Source organism: Hydrocarboniphaga sp. (assembly GCF_028291725.1).
GTDB lineage: Bacteria > Pseudomonadota > Gammaproteobacteria > Nevskiales > Nevskiaceae > Hydrocarboniphaga.
The window spans coordinates 1-12,730 of record NZ_JAQGNT010000052.1; the positions used below are offsets into that span (position 1 = coordinate 1).

8 protein-coding genes, 1 tRNA gene and 1 pseudogene are annotated in these 12,730 nt (G+C 62.0%); all 10 read left to right on the plus strand.

Features of this window, described 5'->3' with window-relative positions; translation table 11 throughout:
- Positions 1 to 124: pseudogene (gene tuf, locus JWQ90_RS14840) on the plus strand (elongation factor Tu); the annotation flags it as partial.
- Between the two features lie 136 nt (positions 125 to 260).
- Positions 261 to 336, plus strand: a tRNA-Trp gene (locus tag JWQ90_RS14845).
- A gap of 62 nt (positions 337 to 398) precedes the next feature.
- Entirely contained in the window at positions 399 to 779 is a 381-nt protein-coding gene (secE, locus tag JWQ90_RS14850; protein ID WP_299695589.1) for a preprotein translocase subunit SecE, read from the plus strand.
- A 6-nt stretch (positions 780 to 785) separates the two neighbouring features.
- Positions 786 to 1,319 carry a transcription termination/antitermination protein NusG gene (gene nusG, locus JWQ90_RS14855; RefSeq protein WP_299695591.1) on the plus strand — a complete coding sequence of 178 codons (534 nt, stop codon included), beginning with the start codon at positions 786 to 788 and terminating at the stop codon, positions 1,317 to 1,319.
- A 198-nt stretch (positions 1,320 to 1,517) separates the two neighbouring features.
- The gene (gene rplK, locus JWQ90_RS14860; protein WP_299695592.1) at positions 1,518 to 1,949 is read left to right on the plus strand and encodes a 50S ribosomal protein L11; all 432 of its coding nucleotides are present in this window, start codon (positions 1,518 to 1,520) and stop codon (positions 1,947 to 1,949) included.
- Between the two features lie 3 nt (positions 1,950 to 1,952).
- Positions 1,953 to 2,657 (plus strand): 50S ribosomal protein L1, encoded by a 705-nt coding sequence (rplA, locus tag JWQ90_RS14865; RefSeq protein ID WP_299695594.1) that lies wholly within the window; start codon positions 1,953 to 1,955, stop codon positions 2,655 to 2,657.
- A 250-nt stretch (positions 2,658 to 2,907) separates the two neighbouring features.
- Positions 2,908 to 3,474: a 50S ribosomal protein L10 gene (rplJ, locus tag JWQ90_RS14870; RefSeq protein WP_299695596.1), complete on the plus strand. Its 567-nt coding sequence runs from the start codon at positions 2,908 to 2,910 to the stop codon at positions 3,472 to 3,474.
- Positions 3,475 to 3,548: 74 nt separating this feature from the next.
- Positions 3,549 to 3,926 (plus strand): 50S ribosomal protein L7/L12, encoded by a 378-nt coding sequence (gene rplL / locus JWQ90_RS14875; RefSeq protein ID WP_299695598.1) that lies wholly within the window; start codon positions 3,549 to 3,551, stop codon positions 3,924 to 3,926.
- A gap of 233 nt (positions 3,927 to 4,159) precedes the next feature.
- Positions 4,160 to 8,308 (plus strand): DNA-directed RNA polymerase subunit beta, encoded by a 4,149-nt coding sequence (gene rpoB / locus JWQ90_RS14880; protein ID WP_299695600.1) that lies wholly within the window; start codon positions 4,160 to 4,162, stop codon positions 8,306 to 8,308.
- 116 nt (positions 8,309 to 8,424) lie between these two features.
- Positions 8,425 to 12,672 carry a DNA-directed RNA polymerase subunit beta' gene (gene rpoC, locus JWQ90_RS14885; RefSeq protein WP_366919512.1) on the plus strand — a complete coding sequence of 1,416 codons (4,248 nt, stop codon included), beginning with the start codon at positions 8,425 to 8,427 and terminating at the stop codon, positions 12,670 to 12,672.
- Positions 12,673 to 12,730: the final 58 nt, after the last annotated feature.

Here is a 12,730-nt window from a genome sequence, read left to right on the forward strand (position 1 = left end):
CGACAACATCAAGGTGACGGTTGAGCTGATCAACCCGATCGCGATGGAAGAGCAGGTGCGCTTTGCGATCCGCGAAGGCGGCCGCACCGTCGGCGCCGGCGTCGTCACCAAGATCCTCGCTTAAGTCCCGGCCCTCGGCGCCCGATCGGAGGTCTCGATCGGGCGCCGAGGGTTAGTCTTTGATTTTTGGCTGTCGGGCGCGTAAACTCCGCGCCCCTTTTGAAGTGCTCGGGTTACGTTGGTCCGTAGGGTTGGTCCGTAGGGGCGTAGCTCAATTGGTAGAGCGTCGGTCTCCAAAACCGAAGGCTGGGGGTTCGAGACCCTCCGCCCCTGCCATCAGGGCTTGAGCGTTTCACAGTCGAAAGATCATTTTGCATAAGTCGCACATCGGGATGTTGATGGAACCCCAGATCGAAGCACCCAGCTCTTCGCGCTACGACAGCCTGTTGCTGCTCGGTTCCGCGTTGCTGCTCGTGGGCGGCATGTTGGCGTTTTACTGGTTCAGCGGCGAACTCAATGCGGCCCTGCGCCTGTTGATTCTGCTCGCTGCACTGGGCGCCTCCGTCGCGCTCGCTTATCGCACCCAGCTTGGCCAGGACTTGTGGGGCTACGTCATTGGCGCCCGCAGCGAGCTGCGCAAGGTGGTCTGGCCGAGTCGCCAGGAAACCATGCAGGCCACGCTGATGATCGCCGTGGTCGTGCTGATCATGTCCGTGCTGCTGTGGGGTCTCGACTCCGTGCTGCTGTTCGGCGTCAAATCGCTCACCGGTCGGGGTTAGAACACGATGAGCATGCGTTGGTACGTCGTACATGCGTATTCGCAGTACGAGAACAATGTGAAGAAGGCCCTGGTCGAGCGTATCGGCCGCGCCGGTCTCCAGGAAAAATTCGGCGACATCCTCGTGCCCACTGAAGAAGTGGTCGAGATCAAGGATGGCGTCAAGCGCACCACCGAGCGGAAGTTCTTCCCCGGTTATGTGCTGGTGCAGATGGAAATGGGCGAGGACACCTGGCATCTGGTCAAGTCCACGCCGAAAGTGCTGGGCTTTATCGGCGGCACGCCGGACAAGCCCGCCCCGATTTCCGAGAAGGAAGCGAACTCGATCCTGAACCGCGTCGAAGAGTCGGTCGAGAAGCCGAAGCCGAAGACGCTGTATGAGCCGGGCGAGAGTGTGCGTGTGACCGAGGGCCCGTTCGCCGATTTCAACGGTGTCGTCGAGGAAGTCAATTACGAGAAGAACCGCCTGCGCGTGGCGGTGCTGATCTTCGGCCGGTCGACGCCGGTCGAGCTGGAATTCTCTCAGGTCGAGAAGGGCTGAGACGGGGTTGTGCGAACAGTCCAGTGGACTGTTCGCCCGGCTCAGCGACCGGCCATGGATGGCCGGGCCGGAAGCTTCGCCAAGGATGGCTGTTTTAGCGATGTAAGCATTTAAAGGCGGAGCCGACGAAGTCGGTTCCATAAGCATCAACCGGGGAGCCGCGAATAAACGCGGCGCTATCACCCAACAGGAGCATTTATGGCCAAGAAAGTACAAGGCTACGTCAAGCTGCAAATTCCGGCCGGCAAGGCCAATCCCTCGCCGCCGATCGGTCCTGCGCTCGGTCAGCAGGGCGTGAACATCATGGGTTTCTGCAAAGAGTTCAATGCGGCAACGCAGAAGCTCGAGCCTGGCATGCCGATCCCGGTGGTCATCACCGTGTACTCGGACAAGTCCTTCACCTTCATCATGAAGACGCCGCCGGCGACTTACCTGATCAAGAAGGCCGTGGGTATTGAATCCGGCTCGCCGACCCCCCATACCAAGAAGGTGGGCAAGATCAAGAAGTCGCAGCTCGAGGACATTGCCAAGCTGAAGTGGCCGGATCTCAACGCCGCCGACATGACCGCCGCGATCAAGATCATCGCCGGCTCTGCCCGTTCGATGGGCGTCGAAGTGGAAGGGGTCTGAGCCATGGCCAACACTATTAAACTTTCCAAGCGCGCCAAACTGTTTGCTACCAAGGTCGTCCAGGGCAAGGCCTACACGCTGGATCAGGCTCTTGATCTGGTCGCCGCCTGCTCCACCGCCAAGTTCAAGGAATCGGTCGATCTTTCGATCAACCTCGGCATCGACGCCAAGAAGTCGGACCAGAACGTCCGTGGCTCCACCGTGCTGCCGCACGGCAACGGCAAGTCGGTCCGCGTGGCCGTGTTCACCCAGGGCGCGAAGGCTGCAGAAGCCACCGCCGCCGGCGCCGACGCCGTCGGTATGGATGACCTCGCCGCCAAGATGAAGGCCGGCGACATGGATTATCAGGTCGTCATCGCCAGCCCCGACGCGATGCGCGTCGTCGGCCAGTTGGGCCAGCTGCTCGGTCCGCGTGGCCTGATGCCGAACCCGAAGACCGGCACGGTCACGCCGAACGTCGCCGAAGCGGTTCGGAACGCCAAGGCCGGTATGGCCAAGTTCCGCACCGACAAGGCCGGCATCGTCCATTGCTCGATTGCCAGCGCCGATTTTGCCAAGGACAAGATCATGGACAACCTGCTCGCCGTCGTCCGCGACATCCGCAAGCAGAAGCCCTCGTCGAGCAAGGGCATCTACATCAAGAAGGTCACGCTCTCGACCACGATGGGCCCCGGCATCCGCGTCGACGTTTCGACGCTGCCGGAGTAGCGCCGCTTTAAGTGTTTGCGGTGATGCGCAGCATCGCCGCCGATAGAGATTCAGATGTGTGTGGTGGTTGTTTAGCCGCTCCATCGGAGACCGTAAGTCGCCGCAGGGCTTAAAGCTCGCAGGAGCGCTTACGCAGATGGTGCAGATCGGCTCTGAAGCTGACGGCACCGTGGTACGCAGCAAAGGTGGGCAAGCTCGTAAGAGCAGGCCCGTGTCGTCAACGTAGTAGAGCAATCAAGGAGTCAGTCGGATGGCGCTTAGGCTGGAAGACAAGAAGTCCCTGGTTGCGGAAGTGAATGAAGTCGCGTCGCGCGCGCTCTCGGCGGTGGTTGCCGAGTACCGCGGTCTGACCGCCGGCAAGTTCGACGTCCTGCGCAGCAATGCCCGTGAAAACGGCATCTATCTGCACGTGGTGAAGAACACGCTGGCCAAGCGCGCGGTGAAGGGCACGGAGTTCGAGTGCCTGGATCCGGTGCTGACGGGTCCTCTGGTCATCGGGTTTTCGCTCGAAGATCCGGGTTCTGTCGGTCGGGTGATCAAGGACTTCGCGAAGGCCAACGACAAGCTGGTGGTCAAGGGCATCGCGGTGGGTGGCAACCTGTACGGTGCAACCGACCTCGATCGTCTCGCCAATCTGCCGACCAAGGATCAGACTCTGTCCATGCTCCTCGGCGTCATGAAGGCACCGATCGGTTTGTTCGTTCGCACGCTTGCGGAGCCCACTGCTCAGTTCGTGCGCGTGGTCAAGGCAGTCGGCGACAAGCAGGCAGCAGGCGCAGTTGTCGCCGAACCTGCCGAAGCCGTCGAAACCGCTTAAGCGAAGCCAAGCATTCACTATCGCAGTCCAGTTTTTTCGTACACACATCTATCAAAGTTTTTTAGGAGTTACCCATGTCGCTCAGCAATCAGGAAATTCTTGACGCGATCGCCGCCAAGTCCGTGATGGACATCGTCGAGCTGGTCAAGTTGATGGAAGAAAAGTTCGGCGTCTCCGCCGCCGCTCCGGTCGCCGCTGCCGCCGCTGGCCCGGCTGCCGCCGCTGCCGTCGTCGAAGAGAAGACCGAGTTCACGGTCGTCCTCACCAACTACGGCGAGAAGAAAGTCGAAGTCATCAAGGTCGTCCGCGAAATCACCGGCCTGGGCTTGAAGGAAGCCAAGGATCTGGTCGAAGGCGCTCCGCAGACGGTCAAGGACGGCGTCAACAAGGCCGACTCCGAAGCCCTGAAGAAGAAGCTCGAAGCCGCCGGCGCCAAGGTCGACATCAAGTAATCAGACGCATCGCTGCCTGGTGCAGCGATGGTCGAGGAACTCCAGTCGAATTGAAGCATCAGCACTTAAGTTGAATCGGCAAAAGGCTGGGGGCCCACGCTCCCGGCCTTTCGCTGCTTGCAGAAGTCACTGCAATGACCCGAGACATCACGGCTCATTGCAGTGATTTTTGAACTCCGCAGCACTTTTTTCATCCACGGCTGGGTCGCCCCCAGCCTTGAGACGAGGTAGAGATGGCCTACACCTTCACCGCCAAGAAGCGTATCCGCAAGGATTTCAGCAAGCTCACCGACACGCTGGAAATTCCTTTCCTGCTGGCCACCCAGATCGATTCGTATCGCGAATTCCTGCAAGCCGACACCCCGGCGAACAAGCGCAGGGAGGGCGGCCTGCACGCCGCGTTCCGGTCGGTGTTCCCGATGACCAGCTACAACGGCGGCGCGATGCTGGAGTACGTCAAGTACCGCCTCGACGAGCCGGTGTTTGAAGAAGTCGAGTGCCGCGTGCGTGGCCTCACCTTCGCGTCCCCGCTGAAAGTCACCGTGCGTCTGGTGATCTTCGATCGTGAATCGAAGGAAAAGCGCATCAAGGACGTGCGTGAGCAGGAAGTCTATCTCGGCGAAGTGCCGCTGATGACCGACAACGGCACCTTCATCATCAACGGCACCGAGCGTGTCGTCGTCAGCCAGCTGCATCGTTCGCCGGGCGTGTTCTTCGATCACGACAAGGGCAAGACGCACAGCTCGGGCAAGCTGCTGTACAGCGCCCGCATCATTCCGTACCGCGGCTCCTGGCTGGACTTCGAGTTCGACCCGAAGGACAACCTGTTCGTGCGTATCGATCGCCGCCGCAAGCTGCCGGCGACGATCCTGATGCGCGCGCTGGGCTACGACAACCAGCAGATGCTGGCGATGTTCCACGAGATCAACACCTTCACGCTGCAGGACTCGGGCGCGCTGTGGGATCTGGTGCCGGAACGTCTGAAGGGCGAGAAGGCGCAGTTCGATATCGTCGACGGCAAGAAGGTGCTGGTGGAAGCCGGCAAGCCGATCACCGCGCGCCACATCAAGCTGATCCGCGAAGCCAAGATCGCGCAGCTGGAAGTGCCGGACAGCTATCTGGTCGGCCGCATCCTGTCGCGCGACACCGTCGATACCAACACCGGCGAGCTGCTCGCCGCGGCGAACTCCGAAATCACCGAAGTGCTGCTGCCGAAGCTGCGCGCCGCGGGCATCAAAGAGCTGCCGACGCTGTTCGTCAACGACCTCGACAAGGGCCCGTATGTCAGCACCACGCTGAACATCGACCCGACGCGCACCAAGTTAGAGGCGCTGGTCGAAATCTATCGCATGATGCGTCCCGGCGAGCCGCCGACCAAGGAAGCCGCGGAAGCGCTGTTTGAAGGCCTGTTCTTTGCGCCGGAGAAGTACGATCTGTCGGCGGTCGGCCGCATGAAGTTCAACCGTCGCCTGCGCCGCACCGCCACCACCGGCTCGGGCATCCTGTACGACGGCAAGTTCTTCCAGATTCTGAAGCACGAAACTGCCAAGGACCTCGTCGGCAAGCTCGGCCCGGATGTCTCCGACATCGCCGACGTGATGAAGCAGATCATCGCGATCCGCAACGGCGAAGACGTCACCGACGATATCGATCACCTCGGCAACCGCCGCATCCGTGCGGTGGGCGAAATGACCGAGAACGTGTTCCGCACCGGCCTGGTCCGTGTCGAGCGCGCGGTGCGCGAGCGCCTGGCGCTGGCCGAAGCCGAGAACCTGACGCCGCAGGATCTGATCAACGCCAAGCCAGTCGGCGCCGCGATCAAGGAGTTCTTCGGCTCGTCGCAGCTGTCGCAGTTCATGGATCAGAACAATCCGCTGTCCGAGATCACCCACAAGCGCCGCGTGTCGGCACTGGGGCCGGGTGGCCTGACGCGCGAACGTGCGGGCTTCGAAGTCCGCGACGTGCATCCGACCCATTACGGCCGCGTCTGCCCGATCGAAACGCCGGAAGGCCCGAACATCGGCCTGATCAACTCGCTCGCCTGCTATGCGCGTACCAACGACTACGGCTTCCTGGAGACGCCGTATCGCAAGGTGATCGACGGCAAGGTCAGCAACGAGATCGACTATCTGTCGGCGATTGAAGAAGGCCGCTACGTGATCGCACAGGCGAACTCGGAGCTCAATGCCAAGGGCGCGTTCCAGTCCGACCTGGTCTCCTGCCGCTATCAGAACGAATTCACGCTGCTGACGCCCGACAAGGTCCAGTACATGGACGTGTCGCCGCGCCAGATCGTGTCGGTTGCCGCCGCGCTGATTCCGTTCCTGGAACACGACGACGCCAACCGCGCGCTGATGGGCTCGAACATGCAGCGCCAGGCGGTGCCGACGCTGCGTAACGAAAAGCCGCTGGTAGGCACCGGCATGGAGCGTCGCGTCGCGATCGACTCCGGCAATGCGATCGTCGCCCGTCGTGGCGGCGTGGTCGACAAGTCCGACGCGGCTCGCGTCGTGATCCGCGTCAACGACGACGAGACCAACGCGGGCGAAGCCGGCGTCGATATCTACAACCTGGTCAAGTACACGCGCTCCAACCAGAACACCTGCATCAACCAGCGTCCGCTGGTGGCGCCGGGTGACGTGGTGGCGCGCGGCGATGTACTCGCCGACGGTCCTTCGACGGATCTCGGCGAACTCGCGCTCGGCCAGAACATGCTGATCGCGTTCATGCCGTGGAACGGCTACAACTTCGAAGACTCGATCCTGATTTCGGAGCGCGTCGTCGAGGAGGATCGCTTCACCACGATCCACATCGAAGAACTCACCTGCGTTGCGCGTGAAACCAAGCTGGGGCCGGAAGAAATCACCGCCGACATCCCCAACGTCAACGAGCAGGCGCTGCGTCGTCTAGATGAGAGCGGCATCGTCTACATCGGTGCGGAAGTCAAAGCCGGCGACATCATGGTCGGCAAGGTCACGCCCAAGGGCGAGACTCAGCTGACGCCGGAAGAAAAGCTGCTGCGCGCGATCTTCGGCGAGAAGGCGAGCGACGTGAAGGACACCGGGCTGCGCGTGCCGGCCGGCATGGACGGCACCGTCATCGACGTGCGTGTGTTCACGCGTGAAGGCGTCAAGAAGGACAAGCGTGCGCTGTCGATCGAAGAGAGCGAGCTGACCGCGGTCCGCAAGGATTTGAACGACCAGCAGCGTATTTTCGAAGACGACATCTACGATCGTCTGTATCGCATCCTGCAGGGCAAGGTTGCCGACGGCGGCCCGAACAAGCTGAAGAAGGGCACCAAGGTCGACGCCGAGTACCTGGCTTCGGTCGAGCGCGACAAGTGGTTCGAAATCCGTCTGCAGGACGAAGACGCGCAGAGCCAGCTGGAAGCCGCGACCAAGCAGCTGAAAGATCAGCGCGCCTACTTCGACGCTCGTTACGAGAACAAGAAGCGCAAGATCCAGGCGGGCGACGAACTCAGCCCCGGCGTGCTGAAGATGGTCAAGGTTTACCTGGCCGTCAAGCGTCGCATCCAGCCGGGCGACAAGATGGCCGGCCGCCACGGCAACAAGGGCGTGATTTCGCAGATCGTGCCGGTGGAAGACATGCCGCACATGGCGGACGGTACCCCGGTCGACATCGTGCTGAACCCGCTGGGCGTGCCTTCGCGCATGAACATCGGCCAGCTGCTGGAAGTGCATCTGGGCTGGGCGGCGAAAGGCATCGGCAAGAAGATCGACGTGATGCTGCAGCAGCAGCGCGCGGTCGGTGAAATCCGCAAGTTCCTCGACAAGGTCTACAACGCCGGCAAGACGACGAAGAAGGAAGATCTCAGTCAGTTCAACGACGCCGAGATCATCGCGCTCGCCAAGAACCTGATCGGCGGCATGCCGATGGCGACGCCGGTGTTCGACGGCGCGGCCGAGGAAGAGATCAAGGAGATGCTGGAGCTCGCCGGCCTGCCGCGTACCGGCCAGGCGCAGCTCACCGATGGCCGCACGGGCGATGATTTTGCGCGTCTGGTCACGGTCGGCTACATGTACATGCTCAAGCTCAACCACTTGGTCGACGACAAGATGCATGCACGTTCCACCGGCCCGTACTCGCTGGTCACGCAGCAGCCGCTGGGTGGCAAGGCGCAGTTCGGCGGGCAACGATTTGGCGAGATGGAAGTCTGGGCGCTGGAAGCCTACGGCGCGGCCTACACACTGCAGGAAATGCTGACCGTGAAGTCGGACGACACCAACGGCCGCACGCGCATGTACAAGGCGATCGTCGATGGCGATCACCGCATGCACGCCGGCATGCCGGAGTCGTTCAACGTGCTGGTCAAGGAAATCCGCTCGATCGGTCTGAACATTGAGCTGGAGCAGAACCCATAGTGCGTGTAGGGCGGGTTAGGCGCATAGCGCCGTAACCCGCCGCCGGAACGGACTTAAGGCGGGTTACGCGGCAAGCCGCTAACCCGCCCTACATGAATCGAGTTTTAGGAGTCACCATGAAAGAACTATTCAACATGCTTCGCGCTCCCGCCGAGGAATTCGAAGACTTCGACGCGATCAAGATCGGCCTGTCCTCGCCGGAAGTGATCCGTTCGTGGTCGTTCGGCGAAGTGAAGAAGCCCGAGACGATCAACTACCGCACGTTCAAGCCGGAACGCGACGGCCTGTTCTGCGCCAAGATCTTTGGACCGATCAAGGACTACGAGTGCCTGTGCGGCAAGTACAAGCGCCTCAAGCATCGCGGCGTCGTCTGCGAAAAATGCGGCGTTGAAGTCACCGTCGCCAAGGTGCGCCGCGAGCGCATGGGCCACATCGACCTGGCCTCGCCGGTCGCTCACATCTGGTTTCTGAAGTCGCTGCCGTCGCGCATCGGCCTGCTGCTCGACATGCCGCTGCGCGCGATCGAACGCGTGCTGTATTTCGAAGCGCACATCGTCGTCGACCCGGGCCTGACGCCGCTGGAGAAAGGCCAGCTGCTGACGGAAGAGGAATACCTCGATTCGGTCGAGAAGTACGGTGACGAGTTCGATGCGCGCATGGGCGCCGAAGCCGTGCACGACCTGCTGAAGGCGATCGATCTGCAGAAAGAAACGGTGCGCATGCGCGAGGAACTCGCTGGCACCGCTTCCGAAACCAAGATCAAGAAGCTCGGCAAGCGCCTCAAGCTGATCGAATACTTCATCATTAGCCACAACCGTCCGGAATGGATGGTGATGACGGTGCTGCCGGTGCTGCCGCCGGATCTGCGTCCGCTGGTCCCGCTCGACGGCGGCCGGTTCGCGACCTCCGATCTGAACGATCTGTATCGCCGCGTCATCAACCGCAACAACCGCCTGAAGCGTCTGCTTGAGCTGACTGCGCCGGACATCATCGTGCGCAACGAAAAGCGCATGCTGCAGGAATCGGTTGATGCGCTGATCGACAACGGCCGTCGCGGCCGTGCGATCACCGGCACCAACAAGCGCCCGCTGAAGTCGCTCGCCGACATGATCAAGGGCAAGCAGGGCCGTTTCCGCCAGAACCTGCTCGGCAAGCGCGTCGACTACTCCGGCCGTTCGGTCATCGTGGTCGGCCCGACGCTGAAGCTGCATCAGTGCGGCCTGCCGAAGAAGATGGCGCTGGAGCTGTTCAAGCCGTTCGTGTTCTCGCTGCTGCAGCGTAAAGGTCTGGCGACCACGATCAAGGCCGCCAAGAAGATGGTCGAGCGCGAAGAAGCGGCCGTTTGGGATTGCCTCGAAGAGTGCATCCGCGAACATCCGGTGCTGCTGAACCGCGCGCCGACGCTGCATCGCCTCGGCATCCAGGCTTTCGAGCCGATCCTGATCGAAGGCAAGGCGATCAACCTGCATCCGCTGGTCTGCACCGCGTTCAACGCGGACTTCGACGGCGACCAGATGGCCGTGCACGTTCCGCTGAGCTTGGAGGCTCAGCTGGAAGCGCGCGTGCTGATGATGGCCAGCAACAACATCCTGTCGCCGGCCTCCGGCGACCCGATCATCGTGCCGTCGCAGGACGTCGTGCTCGGTCTGTACTGGATGACGCGTGAGCGCATCGGTGCGGATGGCGAAGGCATGACCTTTACCGACGTCGGCGAAGTGCATCGCGCCTACGAGACCGGCCAGCTGCATCTGCAGGCCAAGATCAACGTGCGTCTGCGTGACGTGACCGAAGCCGGCGAGAAGGTCTTCATCCGCGTCGCCACGACCACGGGCCGCGCGCTGCTGTCCGAGATCCTGCCTTCAAGCATCCCGTTCTTCGTCATCAACAAGACGATGACCAAGAAGGAAGTCAGCCGCGTCATCAACTACGTGTATCGCAAGGCCGGCACCAAGGACACCGTCGTGTTCGCCGACCAGCTGATGTACACCGGCTTCCGCATGTCGACCAAGGCCGGCATCAGCTTCTGCCTCGACGACATCATCATCCCGGAAGAAAAAGCCAAGATCCTCGCCGCGGCTGAAGCCAAGGTGAAGGAAGTCGATCGCGAATATTCCGAAGGTCTGACCACGCAGCAGGAACGCTACAACCGCGTGGTCGATCATTGGTCGCGTGCCAACGACGACATCTCCAAGGCGATGATGGTGCGCATCGGCAAAGAGAAGACCATGGGCAAGGACGGCAAGGAGTTCGAGCAGGCCTCGTTCAACTCCGTGTTCATGATGGCGGACTCCGGCGCCCGTGGTAGCCAGGCGCAGATCCGTCAGCTGGCCGGCATGCGTGGCCTGATGGCCAAGCCGGACGGCTCGATCATCGAAACGCCGATCACCGCGAACTTCCGCGAAGGTCTGAACGTTCTGCAGTACTTCATCTCCACCCACGGCGCTCGTAAGGGCCTGGCCGATACCGCGCTGAAGACCGCCAACTCCGGTTATCTGACGCGCCGTCTGGTCGACGTGGCGCAGGACGTGGTCGTGACCGCAGAAGACTGCGGCACCGATCAGGGCCTGTTGATGATGCCGATCGTGGAAGGTGGCGACATTCTCGAGCCGCTGCGCGAGCGCGTGCTCGGCCGTGTCACCTTGCGTGACGCCTACCAGCCGGGCCGCGAAGAAGTGATCGTGCCGGCCGGTACGCTGATCGACGAAAAGTGGGCCGAAACGCTGGAAGTGAACAGCGTCGACGAAATCTGGGTGCGTTCGCCGATCACCTGCGAGCTGCCGTTCGGCATCTGCGGCAAGTGCTACGGCCGTGACCTGGCGCGTGGCCACAAGATCAACATCGGCGAAGCGGTCGGCGTCATCGCCGCGCAGTCGATCGGTGAGCCGGGCACGCAGCTGACCATGCGTACCTTCCACGTCGGCGGCGCCGCCTCGCGTGCGGTGTCCAGCGATGGTGTCGATGCCCGCGCCGCCGGTACCGCGCGCGTGCACAACCTGAAGACGGTCCGCAACAAGGACAACAATCTGGTTGCGGTTTCGCGTTCCGGTGAAATCGGCGTCATCGCGGCCGACGGCCGTGAGCGTGAGCGCTACAAGATTCCTTACGGCGCGACGATCCTCGTCGACGACGGCCAGGAAGTGAAGGCCGGCCTGCGTCTGGCCAAGTGGGATCCGCATACCCACCCGATCGTCACCGAGCTGGCCGGCTTCGTGAAGTTCCAGGACTTCGAAGAAGGCGTGACCGTGCAGCGCGAAAGCGATGCGATCACCGGCCTGTCCAACCTTGTCGTCACCGAAGCGCGTTCGCGTGGTTCGGCCGGTAAGGATCTGCGGCCGTTGCTGATGCTGGTCGACGCCAAGGGCAAGCAGCTGAACTTCCCGGGCACCGACATCCCGGCTGCGTACTCGCTGCCGCCGAAGGCCGTCATCAGCACCGAGGACGGTGGTGAAGTGAAGGTCGGCGACGTGATCTCGCGCATCCCGCAAGAGAAAGGCCGCTCGCGCGACATCACCGGCGGTCTGCCGCGTGTTGCCGATTTGTTCGAAGCGCGCAAGCCGAAAGAGCCGGCGGTTCTGGCGGAAGCCAGCGGCACCATCAAGTTCGGTGCTGGCACCAAGGGCAAGCAGCGCATCAAGATCGTCCAGGCCGACGGCGAAGAGGCCGAGCTGCTGGTACCGAAGTGGGTGGAAATCCGTGTGTTCGAAGGCGAACACGTGGAGAAGGGCGAAATCATGTCGGATGGCGAACCCAGCCCGCATGACATCCTGCGTCTGCAGGGCGTGACCGCGCTCGCCAACCACCTGGTCAAGGAAATCCAGGACGTGTATCGCCTGCAGGGCGTGCGCATCAACGACAAGCACATCGAAGTGATCATCCGCCAGATGCTGCGCAAGGTGGAGATCGCCGAGACCGGCGACAGCCGCTTCCTGCAGGGCGAACAGGCCGAAATCTTCCACGTGCTGGCCGAGAACAAGAAGCTCAAGGGCGAGAACAAGCGCGGCGCGCAGTACTACCGCCAGCTGCTCGGCATCACCAAGGCTTCGCTGTCGACGGAAAGCTTCATCTCGGCGGCGTCGTTCCAGGAAACCACGCGAGTGCTGACCGAAGCCTCGGTCCGCGGCTCACGCGACGAACTGCGCGGCCTGAAGGAAAACGTCATCGTCGGCCGCCTGATCCCGGCCGGCACCGGCCTTGCACATCACGAGCAGCGTCGCCGCAGCCGCGGGGGTAGCTTCCTCGATGATCTGCAGAAGGTCAGTGCGGCATCGAGCCCGATCAGCGATGTCTTCGAGGCCACGGGGTCGGAGCGTCGGACGATTGCGGGCGGGGATGATGATGGGGATGAGGGTGGAGATTCCGAGTAACAACTTCGCAGTTTGAATCGAAAGGCCCTGGTTAGGGCCTTTCTTTTTTATCAGGCCA

Bases quoted from the DNA above. Each gene is read 5' to 3' on its own strand.
- rpoC (WP_366919512.1), top strand. From the start codon at position 8,425: ATGAAAGAACTATTCAACATGCTTCGCGCTCCCGCCGAGGAATTCGAA.
- rplA (WP_299695594.1), top strand. From the start codon at position 1,953: ATGGCCAACACTATTAAACTTTCCAAGCGCGCCAAACTGTTTGCTACC.
- rpoB (WP_299695600.1), top strand. From the start codon at position 4,160: ATGGCCTACACCTTCACCGCCAAGAAGCGTATCCGCAAGGATTTCAGC.
- nusG (WP_299695591.1), top strand. From the start codon at position 786: ATGAGCATGCGTTGGTACGTCGTACATGCGTATTCGCAGTACGAGAAC.
- rplJ (WP_299695596.1), top strand. From the start codon at position 2,908: ATGGCGCTTAGGCTGGAAGACAAGAAGTCCCTGGTTGCGGAAGTGAAT.
- secE (WP_299695589.1), top strand. From the start codon at position 399: ATGGAACCCCAGATCGAAGCACCCAGCTCTTCGCGCTACGACAGCCTG.
- rplL (WP_299695598.1), top strand. From the start codon at position 3,549: ATGTCGCTCAGCAATCAGGAAATTCTTGACGCGATCGCCGCCAAGTCC.
- rplK (WP_299695592.1), top strand. From the start codon at position 1,518: ATGGCCAAGAAAGTACAAGGCTACGTCAAGCTGCAAATTCCGGCCGGC.